This is a genomic window from Methanococcoides seepicolus (genome assembly GCF_023684405.1).
GTDB lineage: Archaea > Halobacteriota > Methanosarcinia > Methanosarcinales > Methanosarcinaceae > Methanococcoides > Methanococcoides seepicolus.
Genome location: NZ_JAGSOI010000015.1, coordinates 21,225 through 44,247, shown reverse-complemented (window position 1 = coordinate 44,247; position 23,023 = coordinate 21,225). Strand labels below are relative to the sequence as shown.

Annotated in this window: 29 protein-coding genes, 1 tRNA gene and 1 other RNA gene; 23 read left to right on the top strand and 8 right to left on the bottom strand. The window is 44.4% G+C overall.

The genetic code is table 11. The annotated features are described in order from the left end of the window. Window positions 1-126 precede the first annotated feature (126 nt). The 12 genes from KDK67_RS05550 (at window position 127) to mtrH (ending at window position 6,659) form a co-directional block, all read left to right on the top strand. A complete protein-coding gene (locus KDK67_RS05550; RefSeq protein ID WP_250867840.1) occupies window positions 127-324 on the top strand; it encodes a hypothetical protein in 198 nt (65 codons plus the stop codon). Between the two features lie 2 nt (window positions 325-326). Further along, a complete protein-coding gene (locus KDK67_RS05545; RefSeq protein WP_250867845.1) occupies window positions 327-1,169 on the top strand; it encodes a peptidase U32 family protein in 843 nt (280 codons plus the stop codon). After that, window positions 1,166-1,435, top strand: a complete 270-nt coding sequence (locus tag KDK67_RS05540; RefSeq protein ID WP_250867839.1) for a DUF5402 family protein — start codon at window positions 1,166-1,168, stop codon at window positions 1,433-1,435. Before KDK67_RS05545 ends, KDK67_RS05540 begins: the two co-directional genes overlap by 4 nt. Further along, window positions 1,323-1,553: a DUF5402 family protein gene (locus KDK67_RS05535; RefSeq protein ID WP_250867838.1), complete on the top strand. Its 231-nt coding sequence runs from the start codon at window positions 1,323-1,325 to the stop codon at window positions 1,551-1,553. Before KDK67_RS05540 ends, KDK67_RS05535 begins: the two co-directional genes overlap by 113 nt. 186 nt (window positions 1,554-1,739) lie before the next feature. Beyond that, a complete protein-coding gene (gene mtrE / locus KDK67_RS05530) occupies window positions 1,740-2,645 on the top strand; it encodes a tetrahydromethanopterin S-methyltransferase subunit E (RefSeq protein ID WP_250867837.1) in 906 nt (301 codons plus the stop codon). After that, window positions 2,642-3,361, top strand: a complete 720-nt coding sequence (mtrD, locus tag KDK67_RS05525; RefSeq protein WP_250867836.1) for a tetrahydromethanopterin S-methyltransferase subunit D — start codon at window positions 2,642-2,644, stop codon at window positions 3,359-3,361. The genes mtrE and mtrD overlap by 4 nt, the downstream gene beginning before the upstream one ends. Window position 3,362: 1 nt before the next feature. Next, complete coding sequence (gene mtrC, locus KDK67_RS05520) at window positions 3,363-4,172, top strand: tetrahydromethanopterin S-methyltransferase subunit MtrC (protein ID WP_250867835.1); 810 nt, start codon at window positions 3,363-3,365, stop codon at window positions 4,170-4,172. Further along, window positions 4,169-4,492, top strand: a complete 324-nt coding sequence (locus KDK67_RS05515) for a tetrahydromethanopterin S-methyltransferase subunit B (protein ID WP_250867834.1) — start codon at window positions 4,169-4,171, stop codon at window positions 4,490-4,492. The genes mtrC and KDK67_RS05515 overlap by 4 nt, the downstream gene beginning before the upstream one ends. Before the next feature lies 1 nt (window position 4,493). Further along, entirely contained in the window at window positions 4,494-5,219 is a 726-nt protein-coding gene (gene mtrA, locus KDK67_RS05510) for a tetrahydromethanopterin S-methyltransferase subunit A (protein WP_250867833.1), read from the top strand. A 5-nt stretch (window positions 5,220-5,224) separates the two neighbouring features. Beyond that, window positions 5,225-5,464, top strand: coding sequence for a tetrahydromethanopterin S-methyltransferase subunit F (locus tag KDK67_RS05505; protein ID WP_172362725.1), 240 nt, complete (start codon window positions 5,225-5,227; stop codon window positions 5,462-5,464). Continuing rightward, on the top strand, window positions 5,461-5,688 hold the full coding sequence (gene mtrG / locus KDK67_RS05500; RefSeq protein ID WP_250867832.1) for a tetrahydromethanopterin S-methyltransferase subunit MtrG: 228 nt from the start codon (window positions 5,461-5,463) through the stop codon (window positions 5,686-5,688). The genes KDK67_RS05505 and mtrG overlap by 4 nt, the downstream gene beginning before the upstream one ends. Window positions 5,689-5,702: 14 nt before the next feature. Next, complete coding sequence (gene mtrH, locus KDK67_RS05495; RefSeq protein ID WP_250867831.1) at window positions 5,703-6,659, top strand: tetrahydromethanopterin S-methyltransferase subunit H; 957 nt, start codon at window positions 5,703-5,705, stop codon at window positions 6,657-6,659. A gap of 463 nt (window positions 6,660-7,122) precedes the next feature. Here the strand turns inward: mtrH and hdrB are convergent, their stop codons facing one another. Together hdrB and hdrC are read right to left on the bottom strand one after the other, a co-directional pair. Continuing rightward, window positions 7,123-8,013, bottom strand: a complete 891-nt coding sequence (gene hdrB, locus KDK67_RS05490) for a CoB--CoM heterodisulfide reductase subunit B (RefSeq protein WP_250867844.1) — start codon at window positions 8,011-8,013, stop codon at window positions 7,123-7,125. A gap of 22 nt (window positions 8,014-8,035) precedes the next feature. After that, the gene (gene hdrC / locus KDK67_RS05485; protein WP_250867830.1) at window positions 8,036-8,530 is read right to left on the bottom strand and encodes a CoB--CoM heterodisulfide reductase subunit C; all 495 of its coding nucleotides are present in this window, start codon (window positions 8,528-8,530) and stop codon (window positions 8,036-8,038) included. A 185-nt stretch (window positions 8,531-8,715) separates the two neighbouring features. Here hdrC and xseA point away from each other — a divergent pair, with 185 nt between their 5' ends. The 3 genes from xseA (at window position 8,716) to KDK67_RS05470 (ending at window position 11,695) form a co-directional block, all read left to right on the top strand. Further along, a complete protein-coding gene (xseA, locus tag KDK67_RS05480; protein ID WP_250867829.1) occupies window positions 8,716-9,939 on the top strand; it encodes an exodeoxyribonuclease VII large subunit in 1,224 nt (407 codons plus the stop codon). A gap of 4 nt (window positions 9,940-9,943) precedes the next feature. Continuing rightward, window positions 9,944-10,213, top strand: a complete 270-nt coding sequence (locus KDK67_RS05475) for an exodeoxyribonuclease VII small subunit (RefSeq protein ID WP_250867828.1) — start codon at window positions 9,944-9,946, stop codon at window positions 10,211-10,213. Window positions 10,214-10,315: 102 nt separating this feature from the next. Further along, window positions 10,316-11,695 carry an ATPase domain-containing protein gene (locus KDK67_RS05470; RefSeq protein WP_250867827.1) on the top strand — a complete coding sequence of 460 codons (1,380 nt, stop codon included), beginning with the start codon at window positions 10,316-10,318 and terminating at the stop codon, window positions 11,693-11,695. A gap of 55 nt (window positions 11,696-11,750) precedes the next feature. Here KDK67_RS05470 and KDK67_RS05465 read toward each other — a convergent pair whose 3' ends face one another. After that, window positions 11,751-11,990 carry a transcriptional regulator gene (locus KDK67_RS05465; RefSeq protein ID WP_250867826.1) on the bottom strand — a complete coding sequence of 80 codons (240 nt, stop codon included), beginning with the start codon at window positions 11,988-11,990 and terminating at the stop codon, window positions 11,751-11,753. 116 nt (window positions 11,991-12,106) lie between these two features. On the opposite strand from KDK67_RS05465, the gene ffs reads away from it, so the two are divergent. The 3 genes from ffs (at window position 12,107) to KDK67_RS05450 (ending at window position 12,899) form a co-directional block, all read left to right on the top strand. Next, window positions 12,107-12,421, top strand: an RNA gene (gene ffs / locus KDK67_RS05460) — signal recognition particle sRNA. Window positions 12,422-12,499: 78 nt separating this feature from the next. Continuing rightward, window positions 12,500-12,584: transfer RNA gene (locus tag KDK67_RS05455), tRNA-Ser, on the top strand. 72 nt (window positions 12,585-12,656) lie between these two features. Then, window positions 12,657-12,899: a hypothetical protein gene (locus KDK67_RS05450; RefSeq protein WP_250867825.1), complete on the top strand. Its 243-nt coding sequence runs from the start codon at window positions 12,657-12,659 to the stop codon at window positions 12,897-12,899. 5 nt (window positions 12,900-12,904) lie between these two features. Here the strand turns inward: KDK67_RS05450 and KDK67_RS05445 are convergent, their stop codons facing one another. Together KDK67_RS05445 and KDK67_RS05440 are read right to left on the bottom strand one after the other, a co-directional pair. Beyond that, entirely contained in the window at window positions 12,905-13,225 is a 321-nt protein-coding gene (locus KDK67_RS05445; RefSeq protein ID WP_250867824.1) for a ribonuclease P protein component 4, read from the bottom strand. Window positions 13,226-13,260: 35 nt separating this feature from the next. Next, on the bottom strand, window positions 13,261-13,917 hold the full coding sequence (locus tag KDK67_RS05440) for an MBL fold metallo-hydrolase (RefSeq protein WP_250867823.1): 657 nt from the start codon (window positions 13,915-13,917) through the stop codon (window positions 13,261-13,263). 257 nt (window positions 13,918-14,174) lie between these two features. Between KDK67_RS05440 and KDK67_RS05435 the strand changes: the two genes are divergently transcribed. After that, window positions 14,175-14,570 (top strand): DUF1699 family protein, encoded by a 396-nt coding sequence (locus tag KDK67_RS05435; protein ID WP_250867822.1) that lies wholly within the window; start codon window positions 14,175-14,177, stop codon window positions 14,568-14,570. A gap of 246 nt (window positions 14,571-14,816) precedes the next feature. On the opposite strand, the gene KDK67_RS05430 is transcribed toward KDK67_RS05435, so the two are convergent. Further along, complete coding sequence (locus tag KDK67_RS05430; protein ID WP_250867821.1) at window positions 14,817-14,996, bottom strand: hypothetical protein; 180 nt, start codon at window positions 14,994-14,996, stop codon at window positions 14,817-14,819. A 102-nt stretch (window positions 14,997-15,098) separates the two neighbouring features. Here KDK67_RS05430 and KDK67_RS05425 point away from each other — a divergent pair, with 102 nt between their 5' ends. After that, window positions 15,099-15,599, top strand: a complete 501-nt coding sequence (locus KDK67_RS05425; RefSeq protein ID WP_250867820.1) for a hypothetical protein — start codon at window positions 15,099-15,101, stop codon at window positions 15,597-15,599. A gap of 20 nt (window positions 15,600-15,619) precedes the next feature. After that, window positions 15,620-17,005, top strand: coding sequence for a RecJ family nuclease (recJ, locus tag KDK67_RS05420; RefSeq protein WP_250867819.1), 1,386 nt, complete (start codon window positions 15,620-15,622; stop codon window positions 17,003-17,005). A 3-nt stretch (window positions 17,006-17,008) separates the two neighbouring features. Here the strand turns inward: recJ and KDK67_RS05415 are convergent, their stop codons facing one another. Further along, window positions 17,009-17,767 (bottom strand): DUF128 domain-containing protein, encoded by a 759-nt coding sequence (locus KDK67_RS05415; RefSeq protein ID WP_250867818.1) that lies wholly within the window; start codon window positions 17,765-17,767, stop codon window positions 17,009-17,011. A gap of 86 nt (window positions 17,768-17,853) precedes the next feature. After that, entirely contained in the window at window positions 17,854-18,717 is an 864-nt protein-coding gene (locus KDK67_RS05410; RefSeq protein ID WP_420846921.1) for a glucose-6-phosphate isomerase family protein, read from the bottom strand. A 185-nt stretch (window positions 18,718-18,902) separates the two neighbouring features. Here KDK67_RS05410 and KDK67_RS05405 point away from each other — a divergent pair, with 185 nt between their 5' ends. Beyond that, on the top strand, window positions 18,903-20,360 hold the full coding sequence (locus tag KDK67_RS05405) for a metallophosphoesterase family protein (protein ID WP_250867817.1): 1,458 nt from the start codon (window positions 18,903-18,905) through the stop codon (window positions 20,358-20,360). Continuing rightward, complete coding sequence (locus KDK67_RS05400) at window positions 20,357-23,014, top strand: AAA family ATPase (RefSeq protein WP_250867816.1); 2,658 nt, start codon at window positions 20,357-20,359, stop codon at window positions 23,012-23,014. The genes KDK67_RS05405 and KDK67_RS05400 overlap by 4 nt, the downstream gene beginning before the upstream one ends. The last annotated feature ends 9 nt before the right edge of the window (window positions 23,015-23,023 follow it).

The following is a 23,023-nucleotide window of genomic DNA, read 5'->3' as shown; positions in this document are numbered from 1 at the left end:
CATATGCGGGATTTAATACATGAGAAATTTATGGAGTGCTCATCAAAAATTAGCTTTGCAAAGAGATGGATTGAAAAGTTTCTTAGTGAAAAACAGAAGTCCAAAATGTTGGGTGTTTGACTATAAATGGTTTCAATGAAGCTGTATGTACCACATGTAGGTCATCTTGAAGGACTTGAAGACCTGCTTTCAGGATCTGATGACATCTATGCTGTCTATATGGCAGGGTCTCCCGATTATATTGGCACTGGCAGGACCAACCTGAGTGCGCCGAAGCTTGAGGAGATCGCTATACAGACAGAGTGCGCACATGATAAGGCGTGAAGATGGAGATAGTCCTTAACAGTTCCTGTATGGGTGGACAGCAACTTACGCCGGAAGGTTACCGAACCATCGATTGGTATTTCGATAAGTTGAACGGCATCGGGATAGATTCGATCACTGTTGCAGATCCCCTTTTTGTGGAAATGCTCGCAAAGGATTATGATATGGATGTGGTGGTCTCGGTACTCTCTTTTGTGGATTCTCCGCAGAAGGCCGAGTTCTATGAACAACTTGGAGCAACTACGATAGTCATCGATCCTGCAGTGAATCGGCAATTCGATAAACTGGAAGCGATACGGGACGCAGTATCATGCGATCTGAAGCTGCTTGTAAACGAGGCATGTTTGTATCAGTGCCCCTTCAGGTATGCTCACTTCAATTTCTTCTCACATGCCAATGGTCCGGGGCCAAAGCCGAATGTGCTTGATGATTATTACTACTTCAAGTGCCTGTCCTTGAGGATCAATGATCCGCAACAGCTCATAAAATCCCCCTGGATCAGGCCGGAGGACCTTAGGGAATATAGGCATATTACGGACACATTCAAGATCGGTGGCAGGACGCAGTTCGTCAACTGGATCCTTAATGCCGTAGATGCTTACGCTAATGAGAGCTATGAAGGCAATCTTATGGACCTTTTGGATAGCATAAAGGACCTGAAGGACCATTTCTTTATCCCGAACAGTGAGCTGAATGGGGCCATCGAGCAATGGAAAAGATGCGACAAGGTCTGCCACAAGTGTGGATATTGTAAGCGCCTTGCTGAGAAGGTCATTCGGGTATATTCCCAGGATGAGAATGGACGTTGTATGGTATCATTGGGATCATCAGGAGCTAGAACATGACTATGACACAAGATATGCTGAAAGCACGTGGAGCATTGGAGAATAAACTTCGGGAACTTTTGGGTATACCTGTCTTTCTGATCGAAATGGATGCCTTTGCCCTTCCCTGTGGATGCGGCGGTGTTACAATAAATACGCGGGGACTCCAACTGGATGATCTGGAGGTCTTCGAAGAGCATATCCTCAAATACTTTACTGAAACGGTCACATCCCTTGAGATCGACCCCCTCTTTCCTTTTTGTCCGCCTTATTCCTGGAACTGCTGAGATTGCATCTATCAATGCACGTATGCTTTGTAGCAATTGTTACATGGATTTTGGCAGAGGGAGCGGCAAGCAGCCACGTCCTGATATTTATATTCTAAGGTTCGACAGGCGAGAATGAGAATAATTCTTGCAGAACCCTTTTTTTCCAGAAAAGTTCCGAAAGGTTTATGAATGATTTTAGATAATGCTGACCATCTTACGTTAGTCTATGCCATATTTACGTAATATGTGGCTAAAATATCGAAGATAGTGTATATTATTCGCACTTATATTATTGATTTAGAACTACGAAGGAGGAAAATAAATGGAACCACTCATGGGCATGGGTGTTCTAGCACTTATGGGCGCTGCCGCAACTATTGCTGGCACAACTGAGGATCTCGAATCTGATGTCGGATCTCAGAGTAACCCAAATTCACAAGTACAGCTAGCTCCCCAGATGATGTATCCACATAGGATCTACAACAAAGCAATTTCTGGTGAACCACCATCGAATGCACTGATCTGTGCTATTGGCGGAACCGTGGCATCTGTATTGATGACCGCAAGTCTGTCTGTGATCTTTGCTATCGCTATTGGTGCACTTGTTGCTACCGCAGTACACGGAACATATTGTATTACGGCTTACATGGGCCGTACCGCAAGTCAGAAACGTTTCAGACAACCAATCTACCTTGATATTCTCAGATCACATACGCCAGTGATGATGGGATATGCATTCATTACAACATTCTGTATCCTTGTTGTATCATACATTATGGTGGCCGTTCTTGCACATCCTTTCCCACTTACGCTTCTTGCGTTCATTTGGGGAATCACTGTCGGAGCTATCGGTTCATCCACTGGTGATGTTCATTATGGTGCAGAGCGTGAATTCCAGAACGTTGAGTTCGGATCAGGTCTCAATGCTGCAAATTCCGGTAACATTGTAAGGAAAGCAGAATCTGGTCTTCGTAATGGTATCGACAATTCATGGTTCTGTGCAAAGTTCGGAGGCCCAGTAACCGGTCTTGCATTCGGTATGACCGTTTTCTTAAGCGGTTGGGTAACAGCTGTTTTTAACCCTGCTACCAGTCTCACAATGGGATGGCTTTCAGTTGCAGCAGGGGTAATTTTGGTGTTACTTATGATCATCTGGAACAGAAAGATCGAAGTAGCAGCACGTAAGGCATTTGGTCCTTACAAGGAAGAAGAGGAGGTCGCTGCATGATAGATGTAGCAGGAATTATCGCAGAGAACATTTTATACATCGCAATGGTAACCCTTGGCGGTATGCTTATTTCATGGAGTGTTCACTTCGTGCCTGTAGGTGGAGCACCTGCAGCTATGGCTCAGGCAACCGGTATTGGTACCGGTACTGTACAATTGGCTGCTGGAGCAGGTCTTACAGGGCTTGTGACCGCAGGAGCCGTTATGGCAGTATCTGATAGTCCCCTACTTGTCGTTGCATCCGGTGGAGTCGGTGCAATGATCATGATATCTGTAACAATGATCGTGGGGACATGGGTTTACGTATATGGTGTTGGTGTACCACCAGCATCCGCAAAAGTAGACTATGACCCTATCACAAAAGACAGGCAGGACATCTATGTTTCACAGGGTACTGAGGGACACGGACTTCCAACCGTCTCATACGTAAGTGGTGTTATTGGCGGAGCTCTTGGTGGGCTTGGCGGTTCAGTTATCTACTACTCACTCATGAGCACCAGCACTGGTCTCACCCAGAGTAACCTTGTAGCACTTGCCAGCATTTTCGCTGTAGGTATCTTTTTCGTGAACGCTGTTATTCCTTCATACAACATTGGAGGAACCATCGAAGGTTTCCACGACCCTAAGTTCAAGAAATGGCCAAAGGCAGTTCTTGCATCCTTTGTGGCAACATTGATGTGTGCTTTCGTTGGTATAATCACTATCGGAGGTCTCTGATATGTCCGCAGGAGGAGCTGGTGGAGAAGCCACAGGTGGCATTCCACAGAATAAGTTGATCGCTCTGGGAACTCTCGGAGGTCTCGCAGGAGCATACGGAGGTCATTTCCTTTCCGTTGCATCACCCGCATTCGCATTCATTGGTGCACTTGGCGCTATCTGTGCGATCGTTTGGGGAGGTGCAGCTGTCAGGCGTGTAGCAAGTTACGGTCTTGGTACCGGTGTTCCATCCATTGGTATGATGGCACTTGGTATGGGTGTTGTTGCATCCATGTTCGGACTTGCAGTAGGCGGCATTGCCGGACCTATCGTAGCATTTATTACAGCAGCAATTATCGGACTTGTCATTGGTGTACTCGCTAACAAGGTCCTTGGAATGGGCATTCCTATTATGGAACAGTCCATGACAGAGATCGCTGGTGCAGGTGCGCTTACCATCATCGGCCTTAGTGTCGCAATGACAGGTACCTTCATGTTCGATGCAGTACTGGAAACCGTTGTTGCAACCGGATACATTGCAGTTATCTTCATCGCTGGTGGTATGGCAATTCTCCATCCATTCAATGCGAACCTTGGCCCTGATGAAAAACAGGACAGGACATTGATGACCGGTGTTGAGAAAGGTGCGATCACAATGGTCGTTGCAGGTATCGTAGCAACCGTCGCAGATGGCGCATCCGCGATTCCATCTATACTGATCGGTGTTATCATCTGGTACATTGCATTCAGTAAGTATGTCAAACTCGTTAACAGAGACGCATATAAGGTTCTTGGAACCGGTCTTCTGCCTACTGAGGAGGAATTAGAATGAGCATGGTACACGTAGCACCAGAAGCACATCTTGTATTGGACCCACTTACATCAGTTCTGGCAGCAGAACGTGAGGACATCATCTGTTACTCAATGGACCCTGTCATGGAACAGGTAAATGAACTTGATAAGATCGCTGATGATCTGGTCAATTCACTTTCACCTGACATGAAGCTTTTGAACGCCTTCCCAGGAAGGGAAGAAACAGCATTAAAAGCAGGTTTCTACGGTAACACTTTCTATGGTGTTATAGTCGGTCTTATCTTCTCAGGTATGGTAGCATTGACACTATACATCCTCAGTTTGATTGGAGGTCTATAATATGGTAGATAAAAGAGAACCAGCAGTAGACTGGCCAACCCTAAAAGGTGAATACGAGGTAGGGGACGTAAAGAACTGCGTTGCTGTTATCACCTGTGGATCACACATACCTGGCGGCCCACAACTTGAAGCAGGAGCTGCAATTACAGGTCCATGTAAAACAGAGAACCTTGGTCTGGAGAAGGTCGTTGCACAGATCATTGGAAACCCTAACATCAGATTCGTGATCATTACCGGTTCCGAAGTCAAAGGACACATTACCGGTGAAGCGTTCATGATGGTCCACAAGAACGGTGTAAGTGATAACCGTATTGTGGGCGCGACAGGTGCTATTCCTTATGTTGAGAACCTCACTGATGAAGCGGTCGAAAGACTTCAGCAGCAGGTTGAAATGATCGACATGATCGGTACCGAAGATATGGGACAGATCGTTGCAAAGATCAAAGAATGTGTGGCAAAAGACCTTGGAGCACTTGATGTTGATCCTATGGTCCTCGAAGTCGGCGAAGCTGGCGGCGAAGGTGAGGAAGAGGCCGGCGGACTTAAGCCAATGGCAGCTGAGATCGCAACTATCAGGAACAGGATCCTTGATATTGACAGAGAAATGGTCATTGCCGGTAACTGGAACAAGTACCACGCAGGCGTACACGCAGGTAAGGTCGAAGGTATCATGATCGGTCTTGCAATTACGCTGTCACTACTTGGCCTATTGTTATTCGGGAGGTAATTGACATGGCAGAAGAAATAGAATCTGGACAGGGAGTCCCAATGGTAATCAGCCCACAGATGGGTGCCATTGAAAACGTTGTCGATAGAATTCGATACAGGGCTCAGCTTATCGCAAGGAACCAGAAGCTCGACTCCGGAGTTAATGCCACAGCTGCAACCGGCTTCATTGTCGGTTTTGGATTCGCAGTTCTGATGGTACTGATACTCCCATTGATCATCTGGCAGGTAGGTGGTGTAATATGAGCGACGCAAAGAACACAACACCAAGTGTTGTAACAGACCCTGCAGATTTCAATGAGGTTCTTGAGAAGCTCAATTTGATCGACGAGAAGATCGAATTCGTAAACAGTGAGATCGCACAGAGGATCGGAAAGAAATTAGGTAGGGATATAGGCATAATGTACGGAGCAATAGCTGGTATATTGATATTCTTGATCTACATTTCACTCTCTCCTATACTCATCTGATAAGAGGTAATAACATGTTTAAATTTGACAAGAAACAGGAAGTATTCGAGGTTGGCGGCGTCAAGTTCGGCGGTCAGCCCGGGCAGTACCCAACAATTCTGATCGGTTCAATGTTCTACAACAGACACAAGATCGTGACCGATGAAGATGAGGGAGTTTTCGACAAGGAAGCAGCAGACAATCTCTGGAACCACATGCTTGAGATGACCGATGTAACAGGTAATCCATGCGTTAACCAGATTGTCGGTGAAACACCACAGGCTATCAAGAAATACATCGATTGGTTCGTTGCAGAAGATGACAAGACACCTTTCCTTATCGACTCATCCGCAGGCGAAGTACGTGCTGCAGCAGCAGAATACGTTACAGAGATCGGTGTAGCTGACAGGGCTATCTACAACTCTATCAACGGCAGTATTCATGACGATGAGATCGAAGCTATCAGAAAGAGTGATATCAATGCTTCTATCGTCCTTGCGTTCAACGCAACAGACCCAACCGTAAAAGGTAAACTTGAGGTTCTTGAGACCGGTGGTCCAGGTCAGACCATGGGTATGCTCGACATCGCAAAGGACTGTGGCATCACAAAACCACTCATTGATGTAGCTGCAACTCCACTCGGAGCAGGCGCTGGTGCATCCATGAGGGCAGTAATCGCTGTAAAGGGTCACTTCGGTCTCCCTGTAGGTGGCGGATACCACAACCTTGCTTCTGCATGGGACTGGATGAAGGATTACAAGAAGGGCTTCGAAACAAAAGAGCAGCGTAAAGCAGTTTACATGCCAGCAGATATCGGAACGAACCTTGTTCCACAGACACTCGGTTCTAACTTCCAGCTGTTCGGTCCTATCGAGAACACTGACACAGTCTACCCTGCAACCGCAATGGTAGATATCATCCTTGCAGAGACCGCAAAAGAGCTTGGTCTTGAGATCATGGATGAGAACCACCCAATCAACAAGCTGGTCTAAACAACCAGCTTTTCATTTTCTTTTTTTTCATTAACTTATTTCTAACTTCCTGATCTGATTTTGGTTTCCTCTTCTGGTCATAAGAGTTGTAAAACTCCAAAAGTAATTATTCCTGCATATGATTTTCTTTAGAAAAATAGTGAATGAAGTGGCATTTTATTTATACGGTGGGTTCAAATTACGCCTTATGAATCACAAAAATTTTCCTACACTCATTTTTGCCATCATGATAGGTCTTGCAATTATACTGTTACTTGGCCTATTGTTATTCGGGAGATAATTGACATGGCAGAAAAATAAAATTCGGAACGAAGTCTCAATATTCATTAGCCTACAGACACCCGGTCTTGATATCATGGATGAGATCAACTCAATCAACAAGCTGATTTAAACAACCAGCTTCTCATTTTTTAAAACCCCACATGCTTTGTTCAAGAGCAGCATGCATGTAAAAAAGTGAGAATTAAGGTCGATCCTCGATCATCTCAAAAAAAGCTTTGTTCAATGTAGAATTGAGGTCAATGCCCAGTTCCTCTACGGTATATCCAAAAGCAAGGCCCAATAATTGTGTGTAATGTAGCACCGGTATTGAATGCTCTGTGCCATCTCTTTCATTAAGGTCAGTTTGTCCCACATCAAGTTGCATGTGGCAGAACGGGCATGCATTGACAATACAATCAACCCCTGCTTCTTCTATCATTGACAATTTATGCTCTGTGAGGGCAAGGGCCTCATCACTCAAAGCAGACCTGACCCCTCCGCCAGCACCGCAACATTCCATCTTATCAGGATAATCCACACTTACTGCGCCTGTGGCCTCAACAAGTTCATCAAAGAAAGAAGGCCTTTCCACACTCATGCCTACCCTTCCCTTTGAAGGTTTCAGCAGGTGACAGCCATAATGCACAGCAACCCTGATCTCCAGGGGGTTTGTGACAAGCTCACGTATATTTTCGGGCTCTATTTCCTGATACAAGAACTCCGTAATATGGCGAATATCCTGTGTACCTTTAAATTCCCTGTCTACGGCTGCAAGGTGGGAATTAACACTTTCCTTAAGGTCCTCGTCAGCTTTCAATTCATTATTTGCATCGGCAAGGGACCCATAACATCCATTACAGATAGTAAGCATGTCACGTCCAAGATCTTCGGTTAATGAAATATTCCTGCTGGACAGGGCAAGCCATGTGGTCTTATCGAACGACCGAAGAATTCCCGGTGCCGGACAACATGAAGCCCCTTCAAGATCGACACAATCGATATCCAATTTCTCAAGGCATAGCTTTGTGCTTTTTTCAATACCTGGGTATCGATTAGGGATCACACACCCGAGAAACAGCGACAATTTGTTCATTTCGTGTTCCTTCCTTGCAGATTCACTCATTTGACATCAACTCATCGAATTTACAGTTGGCAAGTAACTTCTTAACTTCACTCAATGCATTCGGGAAACTGTGTACTGTAGGTGGCAAAGCATCCATCCCAAGTGCTTCTCTCTTTGCTTTGTTCTCAGCATTTATGGGCACTGCATGTCCATGTTCGACCAGCAATTTACCCACGGTGCGATGTTCCTTAAGGATAATTCCTTCCTGTACTGCTATTGCACGTATCTCAAAAATAGCATCAACAATATCAATTCCCCTCGGGCAACGTTCCTGACAATTGTAACATGTTGTACACGTCCAAAGGGTCTCATCAGAAAGCACAGATTCACCTTTGCGAGCCTTCCTGAGCAAATTCCTTACATTCAGGCTCGTATGCCTTCCAGATGGACAACTGCCGGTACAAACACCACAATGCATGCATTTGAGAATATCAGTTCCCGTTTTATCCAGCCTGGATAGAAAAGTTGATCCATTTGTAGCAGACATTAAAATGATTTATCCTTTCATACCTAATAAAAGATGTCGTTGTATTCTTACAAGCTGGGACTTTATGTCAATGATGCCTATGAATAATTTATTTACGTATCCATACTTAAATTACTTTCAACCCGCTCGCTCTATATACTAATAGGAAAAAGACCTAATTGTACGTCATGATGGAGACTTGAACTATGCCCGCATATACTGTTACAGAACTGAACAACCTCATCAAGAACACCCTGGTGAACAATCCTAAACTTAATCAGATCTGGGTGCAGGGGGAGATCTCCAATCTTACAAAGCATAGTTCGGGTCATTATTATTTTACGGTCAAGGATGGAAAAAGTCAGATAAGTTGTGTCAGCTTCAAGTCTGTGAATAGGAATCTCCGGTTCGAGCTGGAATCGTCCATGAAGGTTCTGGTATTCGGTTCAGTGGATGTGTATGTGGTTCGTGGGCAGTATCAGCTTTATGTTCAGGACATTCGTCCCGATGGTGTGGGCGAGTTATACAAGGCTTATGAACAGCTTAAGAACAAGCTTGAGAAAGAAGGTCTCTTCAGTGATGTTCACAAAATACCAATACCTGAATATCCTCTGAGGATCGGGGTTGTAACTTCTCCCACAGGAGCTGCGGTACATGATATTCTGAATGTTATCGGTCGCAGGTATCCGGTCAATATCCTATTAAGCCCTACCATTGTTCAGGGTGAGAGGTCTGCGGAAAGTATTGTCAGGTCAATTGAACTGCTTAACCAGACGGATGTTGACGTTATCATTGTGGGAAGGGGTGGCGGTTCCCTTGAAGACCTGTGGGCTTTCAATGAAGAGGTGGTCGCAAGGGCTATTTTCAATTCCAAAAAACCGATAGTTTCCGCTGTGGGGCATGAAACGGATTTTACCATTGCTGATTTTACTGCTGACATGCGTGCTCCGACCCCCTCTGCTGCGGCAGAACTTGTAGTGCCGGATCAGAAAGAGGTAAAAAGGCATCTTGCAACATTGTCCTCCCGATTGGAAAAGGAGGTGGGGCATGTTATTTCAGAAGGGAAAGGTCGGCTGGAACATGCCCGGAAGAAACTGGAGCCGCAACATATCATGGACATGCTGATGCAGGATTCGCAGTATCTGGATGAGCTTACCATGAAACTTACCTCTTCCATGGGAAAGATCATAGAGAATAAAGCGTTCGAACTTAAATTCCATTCGTCCAGGCTCAATGCTGTAAGTCCCATGAACACGATCCTAAGGGGGTATAGTATAGCTTTAGACCCTGAAAAGAAGGTATCTATCTCAAGTGTTAGCGAGCTGAAGGAGAACGCGCAATTGGATGTTATTGTCAATGACGGGATATTTGAGTGTAAGGTTGAAAATATAATCCATGATAGGAAGAAATACCTGCATTATGAAGGGTGATAATATGGGAACTACAAAGAAGACCAAGTCTGAGAAAGAGGCGACAGAAAAAGAACAGACCTTCGAAGCATCTCTGGAGGAGTTAGAACATCTCGTGGATCTGCTTGAAAGAGGGCAGCTTACACTTGATGAAAGTATTGAGACCTTTGAGAAAGGTATGAAACTGGCACTGCTTTGTAATCAGAAGATCGAGGATTCCGAGAAGAAGGTCGAGGTTCTGATGGAAAGAAGCGGAAAGCTTGTAACAGGACCATTCAATGGGTCCGATCAGTGAGATGATCTTGCAATATATCGTGTTACTGGCAGTATTGGTGGTGGCATGGGTGTGCTGAATTCGAGAAAGTATAAGTAATCCTTATGCATATAGAAAATTATAATGCCCGAACTTCAGAATTTGCCGTGTTGTATTGAGGGACTTGATGAGATACTTGGTGGTTTTAGAACCCCCTCGACAATCCTTGTTGCCGGTACAGCCGGGGTCGGTAAGACCACAATGGCACTTCAGATGCTTTCAAATGCCGCAAAGAACGGAGAGAAAGTGCTGTACATACCGCTTACAACAGAGACATCTGAAAGATTCGAGAAATTACAGTCTGTTTTCCCGTTTCTCTTCGAGAATGTCAGTATCCATCCTTTAAGCAGACAGGCTGCTGAAAAGGATCCACTGAGCATGTTGATCGAAATGGGGAATGTTATCACCTCAGAAAATCCTGGCCGCATTGTCATTGATCCTATAACTCCTATGGGATTTGGTTTTGTTGAACAGGAAAGAAGGCGCTTTTTCTATACGCTTGACTCCATGCTCAAGGAATCGAATGCTCTTGTGATACTGACAGGTGAACTTCTGGAAGAACAGATACATGGGTCTGTGGTAAGTCACCTTACTGATGGTATCATTTACCTGTCAAGAGAGAATTCCGGTTATCATACTGCACATAAAATGAGAGTTCTTAAAATGCTGGGACTCGACCTCCAAAAGAGGGGGATAAGCACTGCCAGGGATTACAGTTATGATGTAAGCTCTGAAGGGTTCGTTGTCTATCCTCGTCTGGTAAGTTCGAAACGGGATGAGGTAGCTGAAATAAAGATAAGGTCTGGAATGGACAATTTCGATCTTATGCTCTACGGAGGCATAATTGCAGGGAGCAGTATGCTCGTTGCAGGTGAGCCTGGCTCGGGTAAGTCGATCTTCGCATGGAACTTCATTATGGAAGGGCTCAGTAATGGTGAAAATGGGGTGATAGTATCCTATGGTGAAAGGCCGGAACAGATCATCAGGGAAGCGGCAAAGTTCAACTGGGATATGCAAAAGTATGTCGATTCCGGGCAATTACGGTTCATTCATTCCAATCCTGAGGAAATTCATCCTGCGGAACATGCAATAAGACTAAAGGAACTCATAGATGAACTTGGTATTACGCGCATTGTTCTGGACGGCCTTGTTAATCTGGAGATCACATTCCCCGATGATATCAAACTTCGTGGATATCTGCTTAGCCTTATAAATTATCTCAACAGTATGGGCGTATCCTCAGTTTTTACAACAGAACTGGACCCGCAGACGGGCAGGATCATGAGCAATGAAGCATCATTTATCATGGACACTGTGATAACCCTTACGCAGATACTCTGTTCCAATGAGTTCAAAAGGTATTTGAGGATACTGAAATCCAAAGGTTCTCGCCATGGTTTGATCATGCGGGAATACACGATCTCTGACACTGGTATCAAGCTTCAGTGTGATGTGTTGCCTTGAACGGCAGGATCAGTAAAAAAAGGATATAAAAGTAGCATAAATACTACTTTCATTCTTATATTGAAAGTACGGTCCTCGTAACCGTTGTGCCAAGTTCTGTGAGTTTGTAAAATCCACTTTCCTCAACGATAAGCTCTTTTGCGGCAAGTTCTTCGAGTATCTTATCCGCAGATATTTTTGCAATATGCATGTTCTTAGCGATGCGTGCTCCTTCCAACTGTCCTCTGGATTCGAGTAAGGCCAATAATTTCTGTCTGTTCTTGTTTCCGGTAACAAAACCCATTAATTCTTCCATTTTCTCACCATATACAGTTTACTACTACATCATATAACTATATTCGTACAGTCGTTCTTCCGTTGTTGCAATGTGCGATAGGAATACTTTTATTACCTGTAAAGCATATCTATGCGTGGCGGGCTAGTCTGGGTAGGCCGGCGTTACCTGTAACCCGAAATCGCCGATATGCGGGAGACGAAGCCAAAAGAAGTTGTTTTGATCAGATTCAAACCTGTGATTTCAACGTAGAAGCCCCGTCCTGCTTGGATGATGTTGGTAGGAGGACCAATTGGAGAATTGGTTCACCTATCTTTGCAGTGGGAACCAGTCGAGGCCCGGAAGGGAGCAGACCTACCATTGACATTTGTCGCTTGGAGGGCTGCGGGGTGGAGGAGAGGTCACAGATCATTTGGGTCGGTGATGTTCAGCAACTCGCGGTATGCCCGCCACTTTGCACTTTTAACGAAAAGCGTTAAATAATGCTATTGCCTTTATGGAATCGCATTGGCGTGACAATAACTCTTAATGACGAGATAGCCAAGCCCGGTATGGCGCAGGATTGCTAATCCTGTGGTGCCCGGCACCTCGGGGGTTCGAATCCCCCTCTCGTCGTCCTTTTATATCTTTTGTTGACTATGCCTTTTCTAATTATGATCGAACAATGAACTGTGGTAGGCTGAGATAATGGTCGATGGTAAACTGATAATCCCTGTGCTCAATGAAGTGCCTGTGAATAAAAAGGGCAGCAGCAAGTCTGATGGTTGTGGCGGTTGTTCAGGTGGCACCTGTGGTGCATTCGGAATACGTGCAGGTTCTGAAAAGAACGAAGTACTCAGGAACATCCTTATCTTCGCAATAATGGGAATTGGAATGGTCGTTGGAGTATATCTTATTGTTAAACTGCTGAATCTGGTTTCCGGGAACTGAACAGTTTATTCTTTTAGATGGTATGGTATCCTCACTTCTTGCCCGCACTTAAGGCATGTTATGGTCATATACCTTCCATGAAGTCTTACTCTTGAACTGCTTCCGGGAACAAGGTATGAGCTACATCCTCTGCACATTTTACGTTTCAGGGACGATGGGAATCGCAAGCGGTACTTCATACCGATACGCCTTGCCAGCTGGACGTATCTGTCGCTTCTTTCAGGGTTGGATCTGTATTCCTCGGCTGCCAGTTTGAACAGACGTTCGATCCTCTCAGTCGCCACATCTTTAATAATATTTTTTTGTTTCTTTTTCATTCGGGACATGTACCTATTACCTATTGTGTATACACATGATCATTTTAAAGAATTATCACGTCGATGTTAGGATCCTTTGCATTGATGAGCTCTTTGAACTTCAGTGGATCTGCATCAGTACCTTCAACAAGGCCATAATGCATGGGAATTGCAACCTTTGGTCCTATGGAGATTGCTGCTTCTGCAGCCTCTTCTTCACTCATTGTAAAATCAGCACTTATGGGCAGAAGAACAACATCTGCATGTATCTCGGCCATTTCGGGGATCAGGTCTGAATCTCCTGCATGATATATCCTTATGCCTTCAAGTTCGACTATATAACCTACACCTTCCCCTCGTGGATGGTTTGGTTTATTCAGATTGTAAGAAGGCACGACCTCTATATCTACTCCCTTTATTGCCAGATTACCCGTGAGTTCATCTCCTTCAATGATCCTGCGTGCATCGCCTTTGAATTGTAATGACATCTTTTCCGGGATCAGTGTCGTTGTCATGCTTCCACGGACCGTCCGTATGGAACTTGGATCGCAATGGTCGAAATGTTCGTGTGTCAAAAGGATGATGTCAGCTTCATCTTCAGGACCGATCTCATCTGGAATTGCATATGGGTCAATATATATCACTTTTTTCTGCCCGCGCAATATGAATCCGGCATGGCCTAGCCATTCTATTGATACATTACCAATTGTTGTGCTTTTCATGGTCTGGTTTCCTGAAATGTTCTGTCAAATATGCATCTTCTGAACTTATGCTGGCATTAATGGTACAATATATCTTAAAACTGCCGAATTCCCTGAATTATGAATCTTATTTCGATAGGGTAATTTTTTACAAATAACACTGATAATATTTATATAGAAGAGGTTGTGTATATACAAACAGATGTGTTGTATATGCAGATTTTTACGTAACACTCAAAATAATAACGGCACAATCGAAAAACAGGAAGGGTCAAATAATGAAGATTAGAGTCGTAAGTTCAAAAGAAGAGATTAAGACGTTAAGCGAAAACGAAGAGATCGTCCACCTTGCATTCAGACCGTCAAACACGGATATTTTCGAGCTTGTTAAAAAATGTCCAAGTGTCAAAGCACTTCACATTCCAAGTTCATACAAGAAGACAATATCCAAGTCTGCAAAGATGTATCTTGAAATGCAGGACATAAATCTTCTCGAAGGCGATGTATGGGGCCACAGAAAGGATATCAACGAATATTCCGAAGTCTCTCAGGGCGTCTATGATCGAATAAAGGAGTACCGCGACGAAGGTATCTCTGAAGAAGAGATCAATGAGAAGATGGTCAGAGAAACCAGGCTTAGCCCGGATTTCATTGAATTCCTGATGAAGCAGTAATTTACTGCGCTTGAAAAACGAAAAAACGAAACCCCAAGAAGAAGGTCGGTATTTATACCGACCTCTCCCCACACTTTTTACATTTATTATTTTTACTGATCATTCATCAAATATCTGAACTACCAGTTCACGTGACCTCGAACGGTGGCGAGTGCCTGTTTTATATCTAAAATAAGACCTGGTCCTATTCAATAGTTGAGATGGCTACTATTGAAACAACTGCGTGATCAGCTATTTTGAAATGTCTTACTCTATATTTGTCAATTTAATGCCTGCAAGGGATACTGTCAGTACGAATAGCACTAAAGCTCCTAAAAAACCATATCCCTGTGGCTCCATACCCGTTGCGTGGACCATTATAAGAAGCACTACGAATACAACGACCGAACCAATAGCCAGCAAGATTTCCATTGTCTTTTTGTTCATTGTACCTACATTATAAGCCTGATACATCAATGTAACGCCAGTGGAAGAAGGAATATAAGAGAGGACAACAATATCTAAACACAAAATTCATATGGTAAACACATGACAGAATTCGAGAGGGAACTTGTACTATCTTTCAATGCTTTTTTTGAAGATACTGATGTAAGGGGGATCGCACATAGGCTCAAACAGCACCGATTCACGCCGCAGTTCCTGGATGTACTGGTGGATTCCCTTAACCCCGATTACTATCTGGGCATAGAATGCAAGAGCATTTCGGTGGAAAAGGGTGCAAACGCACTTTATTTTACCCAGCATTTCACAGTTGATAAAAAGGGTGCTCATCAGATAGACCGCATATCTGACTTTCTGAGAAGGTCGGGGCGTACAGGCTATCTCGCGGTAGAATTAAGGATGGGGGCTGGAAAATCCAGAAAAGCACACATAATCCCCTGGGATGAGTTGAGGGAACGGTACCACGATGAAACATCGTTGAAATACACTGTTGAAGAGATACAGACCTATCCTGAGATGGAAAGGAAAAAAGGACATTATCTTATCGAACCTGCAAAATGGAGAGGCGGCATAAGAATTCTTGAGTAATGGTAAAAGGTGGCATATAAATGTTGGAAAGAATTCAGGAGATCAGATTAAAAGCTATGGAGTGTTCATCCATAATTAAAGATCAGGGTTCTGTATATGTGGTCTCACATATAGATGCGGATGGGTTGACCTCTGCAGGTATAATATGTAAAGCACTGGAGAGGGCAGGGATCGAACATTCCGTCCATTTTGTAAAACAGCTCGACGAGGTGGAGATCGAATCAATAGCGAACCTGAATCCGGAACTTGTCATTTTTACTGACCTTGGAAGCGGAATGATCGACTCTCTCAATGCTCACGGAATAAATGCAGTTATCGCTGATCACCATCAACCAAGGGGCGAACTGGAACATCACCTCAATCCTCATCTTTATGGATTCAATGGCTCATACGAGCTTAGCGGTTCTGGGATGACCTATATATTGGCAAATGCCCTCGGGGACAATAAAGATCTTGCAGACCTTGCTATAGTGGGCGCAGTAGGGGACCTTCAGCATCTTAAAAAAGGCCATCTTACCGGTCTAAATCGATATATTCTCGAAGAGGGTGCCCAGGCAGGTGTTCTCAGTTTTGAAAAGGACATAATGCTTTTTGGAAAACAGACCCGTCCGGTCTTCAAACTTCTCCAGTTCGCATCAGACCCATATCTGCCCGGACTTACCGGTAATGAAGATGCCTGTATAGGATTTCTTCACGACCTTGGGATACAGTTCGGTGGAGACGAACGATGGAGGCGCTGGATCGACATCGGGCAGATGGATAAACAGAAGATCGTATCAGCTCTTGTCCAGTACTGCCTCCGTGCAGGTCTTCCTCCCTACAAGATCGAGCGTCTGATAGGGGAGGTGTATCTGCTCACCAATGAAAAAGAAGGTACCGAAATGAGGGATGCTTCCGAATATTCCACCTTGCTGAATGCAACTGCACGATATGGTCACGCTGATATCGGATTGGCAGTGTGCATGGGTGACAGGGGTGAAGCATACGAATCTGCAAAGAAACTTCTGAGCGAGCACCGGCAGAACCTTGTCAATGGACTCATGTTTGTCAAAGAGCAAGGTGTGACCCAGCTCGATAATCTTCAGTATTTTGATGCCGGTTCGAGCATACTTGAGACCATCGTGGGCATTATTGCAGGCATGAGCACATCCGTTATCGGTAATCGGGATCTGCCCATAATCGCATTCGCAGACACAAAGGATGGCGTAAAAGTATCAGCACGCGGTACCCAGGACCTGATACGCAAAGGACTCAATCTCTCAGAAGCCATGTCAATGACCGCTGCAGAAGTCGATGGTGCAGGGGGCGGGCATGATATTGCAGCCGGAGCTACTATCCCTGAAAGTGCAAAAGAAGAGTTTATAATAAAGCTTGATGCCGTTATTGGCAAACAGCTAAAAAGATGAGGTTTAGATAATGTCCTCGATGTGCTTCATACTGTCAATGCCAATGAGCGCTGACATTGCACTGGTGCGGATCTCAAAGCCTTGTTCCTTTGCCATTGCCATGGGGTTGGTCCCTCCAATAACAACAACGCCTAAATGATCACGTTCGACAGGAACATCCAGAACGCGCGTATTTGGCTCCCCTACTTCCATTATTCCGCTAAGACCGGCTTCCATCAGGTCTGAAAGGATATGGTCGATATCATCCCTTGCCACCAGGGGAGCTTCCCTGAGATTTGCAAGGATCTTGCCGGAACCTGTTCTCAGCATCTTCGTGACCGATGTTATGTCCTGGGACATTAGGACCTCGAGGGGGTCAATGGTGGTACTGGCGTAAGTGACCACATCAGTAAAACGAACCGGTTGCCCGTCCTTTATCTGTACCACTCCTCCAAAGCGAGGATTTATCATAACGCCGCCCTTCAAAAGAACTCCATCGATGGTTATGCTGCAAACAGTAGCAATTCCAACATCCCCTTGTGCTATCTTCAGATCGCCGATGGTCTCTCCGCTTTTTATTATTTTCAAGAAAGGGCTGACCGATAATCCGCTTCTGATGACAAGGTTATATACCTCCAGAACGGCCTCGAGATCTTCTTCCTTTACAAGGGACAGGTTCACTATCAGTTCGCCAGTCATATTTACCGGATCAAAAGTGGTCCTGTACATAAGGTCTTCAATGCGGGAGGAAGTGAATTGTACGCGATTGGGTTGTTTGATCATAGGTAGCTCTCGTTTCTCTAAAATAAGGAAATTACTGTATTAGAGTTTTGTGTCTGGGCTACAATGAAAAAAAGAAAGTTGTATTATCAGACATTGATAATACTTTCAAACACACCTGCAAAATTCTGTGGGCTTTTAAGGAATTCAAGTTTTTCAGTATCATTCACAAGATCGTACATGTCCCTGCCGCAGAAAAGGCCAAACTCAGGAATATCTGTCGGAGTTATGTACCTTATTTCCGGAAGTTTCTCATAACGGTGGTTCTTTACGAATCCGGACTCTAGCAGATAATAAGCGCCTCCTTCCATATCTCTGAAAGGTGCATAACTGGAAGAAAAATCACAGCAGACCCAGTTTGCCATTTTAAGGATCTCATCGGACGCGTTGGCCGTCACATGTCCGTAATCAGGAGGAATAAGTACAATGTCGCCTTTTTTTGCTTTGATGACTACCGTATCCACAATGTCATCTCCCTCATGTTTTTGCAGAATATATGTCGCTTCGCCTTCAAGCACCTGGTATACCTCAGGGTATGATATCTCCTGTCCCGGTATATTTGGATGATAATGGCCGGCGGTCTTGATGAACTCACATCCTAACATATTCGGGGGGATCACTGTGATATCATAGCGAAGATGGGACCTGTTCATTATTTCCAGTTCCTTTTCAGATAATGAAAGATGCCTGAACATATAGTATAGTTCAATATCATCCACTGATCCGAACCATTCGTGGTCATAAACGACCTCTTTCATATCATGTAACATCCGTATGTTGGGCTGTCTTTCCACTCCCCCGAACTCAATTGTATATCCCATTATATCACCTTTCAAGTAACAGCTGCGGCCAGTCAAAAGCTGTACCTCAGTCACATTTCCCACATTCATATCATGCAACATCCCTATGTCCGGCTGCCTTTCCACTCCCTCAAATTCTATCTTATCTCCCATTATATCACCTTTTCAAGTAAAAGCTGCAGCCAGCCAAAAGCTGTGCAAAGACCACATTCCCTGCTTTCTACTGTTTCAATAGGTGTATACTACATTTTAAATTTAACTCCTGCTAAATAATAATCAAAAGGGCGCAATGGCACTAAAACAGCAACCTTAAGATACAAAAGAGCATACAATGAGGCATGGAGAGGGAGATCAGAATACTGCACACTGGTGACACTCATATCGGTTATCGTCAATATCATAGTGAGGTACGCAGGCAGGATTTCATCAATGCTTTTTCCAGTGTGATCGATGATGCCATTGATATGAAAGTGGATGCTGTTGTTCATGCAGGCGATCTTTTCGATTCAAGGAACCCTACACTGGAGGATATTCTTGATACTATCAAGATCCTTTCCAAATTAAAACAACAGAAAATTCCTTTTCTCTCCATCGTAGGTAATCACGAAAGCAAACAGCACACTCAATGGCTGGACCTTTTCGAGAGCATGGACATTGCATCAAGACTTGGCCCTACGCCATTTCTGATAGACGGTGTTGCTGTTTATGGTATCGATAATGTTCCACGATCTAAGATACCCCTTTATGATTATTCCGATTTCACTGCTGAGAATTGCGGGGAGTGGAACCTTCTCGTCATGCATCAGCTAATGGCGCCGTTCCCCTTTGGGGAATGGGATTGTGAGGATGTGATAAGCTCCCTTCCATTTGATCTTCATGCCATACTTCTGGGTGATTACCACAAGCATGAAAAAACAAAGGTAGGCAGTACATGGGCTACATATTGTGGAAGTACTGAACGCAATAGTGCATCCGAGAGCGATCCACGAACCTATAACATCATTACTATCAACGATGATGGTCTCGATATCAGTCGGCGTAATATAGTCACAAGGGATTTTCTTTTCATTCCTGTGGAGCTCAGGGAAAAAGATGCCGCTTACGAACTTATCATTAATACTATCAAAGGCTACGATGTTGCCGGGAAGGTCGTCTTCCTGGATATCTCCGGCAATTCCGATGTATCCATTTCTTATAATGAGATAGAGGACCTCCTTGCAAAAAAGGAAGCCCTTGTGACGCGCATACGGGATATGCGGCATGGCGAGGGAGTCTCTGAAGATATGGATGTCGAAGTCTCTTTCTCGGATCCTGACGAAGCTGTCAAAAGGGAAATAAAGAATATGACGCTTACCAGTGGCGGTATCATTATCGATGAGGTTGTAAGGGATAGCTCAGTTCCGAAAACAAAGGTCGATCTTGAAACAGAGTCTAAAATAGGCGGTTTGCTATCCACGATCGATTTTTCAGTTCCTGTTCTGAATGTCGGTCTTCGGGACAGCTCTCAAGTAGTAGGTGAGTACGAAAAGGCAGAACTTGATGTGGAAAAAGAAACTAACCATGGCGAAACAATAGCTGAATCGGTTGAAAAGTACGTCCCTGATAATATTTCCGAACAGATCCCGGAAGTTCAAGATACCAATATGATCACAGCAAGCACGATTGAAAGTGTTTCTGATGACGAAACGTCGAAAGACTCTGATGATGAAACCCTTCAAGACACTGAAAAGGAGCCCGTGGATAAGGGGAATGTGCATGCAAAACCACGTCAGTACAATCTGGGGGATTATCTGTGAAGCTTAAAAGAGTACGTGTTGAGAATATCAGGAGTTACATTGACCTTGATATCAGCTTCGATGATGGGGTTACTGTTGTATCTGGTGTGAACGGCAGTGGTAAATCCAGTTTGCTGGAAGCCTGTTTTACAGGGCTTTTCGGAAGTCGTGCTCTTTCAAAGGATTTCGTAATTTCGGATATTATTCGAAAAGGGGCTACAAAAGCATCAATTGTTGTGGATTTTGAGAATCAGGGAAATGATTACAGTATCGAGCAGGGGTACAAGGTCGATGCAAGGTCCGGGAAGGCATCGAACAACAGGTCTGTTTTTAAGGTCAATGATGAAGTGATGGTGGACCAGGCAAATCAGACATATGAAGCTGTAAAGGCACTTCTGAAAATGGATGAGGAGGCTTATACGAATTGTGTGTACATCAGGCAGGGGGAAATTGATGTACTCATCAACGCCAAGACAAAAGACCGGCAGCGTATGATCGATGATCTTCTTCAGATAGGCAAGCTCGAAGAATACAGGGAGCGCGCAAGCAGTGCAAGGGTCGGTGTTGGAAGGCACCAGAGGGAAGCCGATGCACGCCTTAAGGATAATATTGCTGACATTGAGGGACTTGAAGATTCAAAACCTTATCAGGTCCTCAACGGCCTCAGGACCGAAGTGAAAGGGATCGAAAAAGCGATTCTGGACCTCGGGTCAAAAAAAGAACGGGCTAAAGAGCTGATCGAATCTATCGGTGACCGTATCGGGAAGTATTCTGAGACTTTGGAACAGAAGAAAAAGGCAGATTCTGAGATCAAGGATTTCAAGACCAATATATCAAAGGAGCATGCCAACATCGAGAGTTCCAGGACTCAGGTGGACTCAGGGAACAAGGATATTTTGGCCCTTAATAGTTCCAATGTCTCCCTTTTCGGAGTGATAGAGGTCGCAGATGGTTCCGATATCGAGGGATGTGTTACTGATCTTGAAAAGCAGGAAATTTCTGCGCGGGATGGGCTTAGCGGTGTTGTCAAAAAAAGAGAGCTCGCATTGAACAATGAGGCGGCACAAAACAATTTCCTCCTGAATCTGAACAAACAACTGAAAAATTCGGTTGGTAGCATACGAACCCGGGAAGAGAAAATCGTATCTGTAAAAAACGATCTCAAAAAGTATCTGGAAGATGTCGAACAGATCGGATCGTTCATCCAAAATAAGTACGGTGATGCAAAAGAACTTGGATTTGTGGAAGATAAGCTGGATCAAATTGATGATATTTCCGGTTTCGTGAATGAAAAACAAACGAAGCTTCACGGTAAAGAAAAAGAAATATCTACCAAGGTTGCGGAACTTGAGAAAAAGATACAGAAGAGCAAAGACCTTCTTAGCAAGGGGCTTTGTCCTACCTGCGGGCAGGACCTTCAAGGTTCAAAAGTATGCGAAGAGACCGCTGGGGATGAAGATCGGAAAACCGAGCTTATCAATGAACTGGAGCTGATAAGGGCAGACCAGGACAAAATTAAGGTGAAAGTGGAACTTATCCGGAATGTGCGGGATATCATTAAAGCGATAGCTGAGGCTGAAAAGCAGTTACTGCTTAAGAAGAACGAGATCACTTCCATTGAGAAGGGCATAGAGGAGCATTTAAGTTCCATCAAGGAAGAAAATGATAAGGTAATAGATATTGAAAAACAGATTGATGAATGCAAGCGTTCGATAGCTGAGCTGAAAAATGGGATGGAGTCTCTTAAAAGTGAGGAGACCGCTGCACAGGAACTTCATGGGAAGTTATTGCATAAACTGGATGCGGCAAGGCAGATACGCTCCAATATTCTGAAGGTCAAAGATATACAAAATAACATCAACCGTCTTCAGGACGGGGTGAAAAACGGACTGGAAAAGATAGAACTGTTCGAGTCGCAGATAAATGAACGTAAGCAACGCATCCTTAAACTTGATGAGGCATTGGGGGACGTTGATCTGAAGAAGCTCCAGGCAGATAGATCTCAGTATGAAAGTGCATATAACGGGATCGTTTCTGAGATGGAGGTGCGGGATCAGCGTAAGAGTGAACTCCACAAGGAGATCGGGCGTATAGAAGGGGATATCCAGAGACTGAACGAGCTTAAGAAAAAGCAGAAGATGTTGGTGAACAAGAAGGATTTCCTTGCAGCAGTCTATCGGGATGCAGAGGAACTTGAAACGATGTATCTGCGTCTTCGTGTGGAGCTTCGTGCAAAGAACATTGATGCTCTTGACAGGTTACTGAACGAGATATTCTCTTTTATGTACACCAACAATGCCTATTCTCATATCAGCCTTGATCCGGAATACAATCTGACGATATACGAGAAGGATGGCACGCCTCTTGAACCCAAGTTGTTGAGCGGAGGGGAGCGGGCAATATTCAATCTGGTCCTTCGGTGTGCCATATATCGTTTGCTGGCACATGCGCCGGGAAGTGCAGAGCTGCCTCCACTGATACTTGATGAGCCTACTGTTTTCCTTGACCGTGGTCATGTCCATCAGTTGATCAAACTTATCGATATGATGAGGAATATCGGGGTTGGACAGATATTGATCGTATCACATGATGAGTCATTGATCGATTCAGCAGACCACGTTTTTGTCGTTGAGAAAGATCCTATCACAAATAGCTCTTCCATATCCAGTAAATGACATTTATCG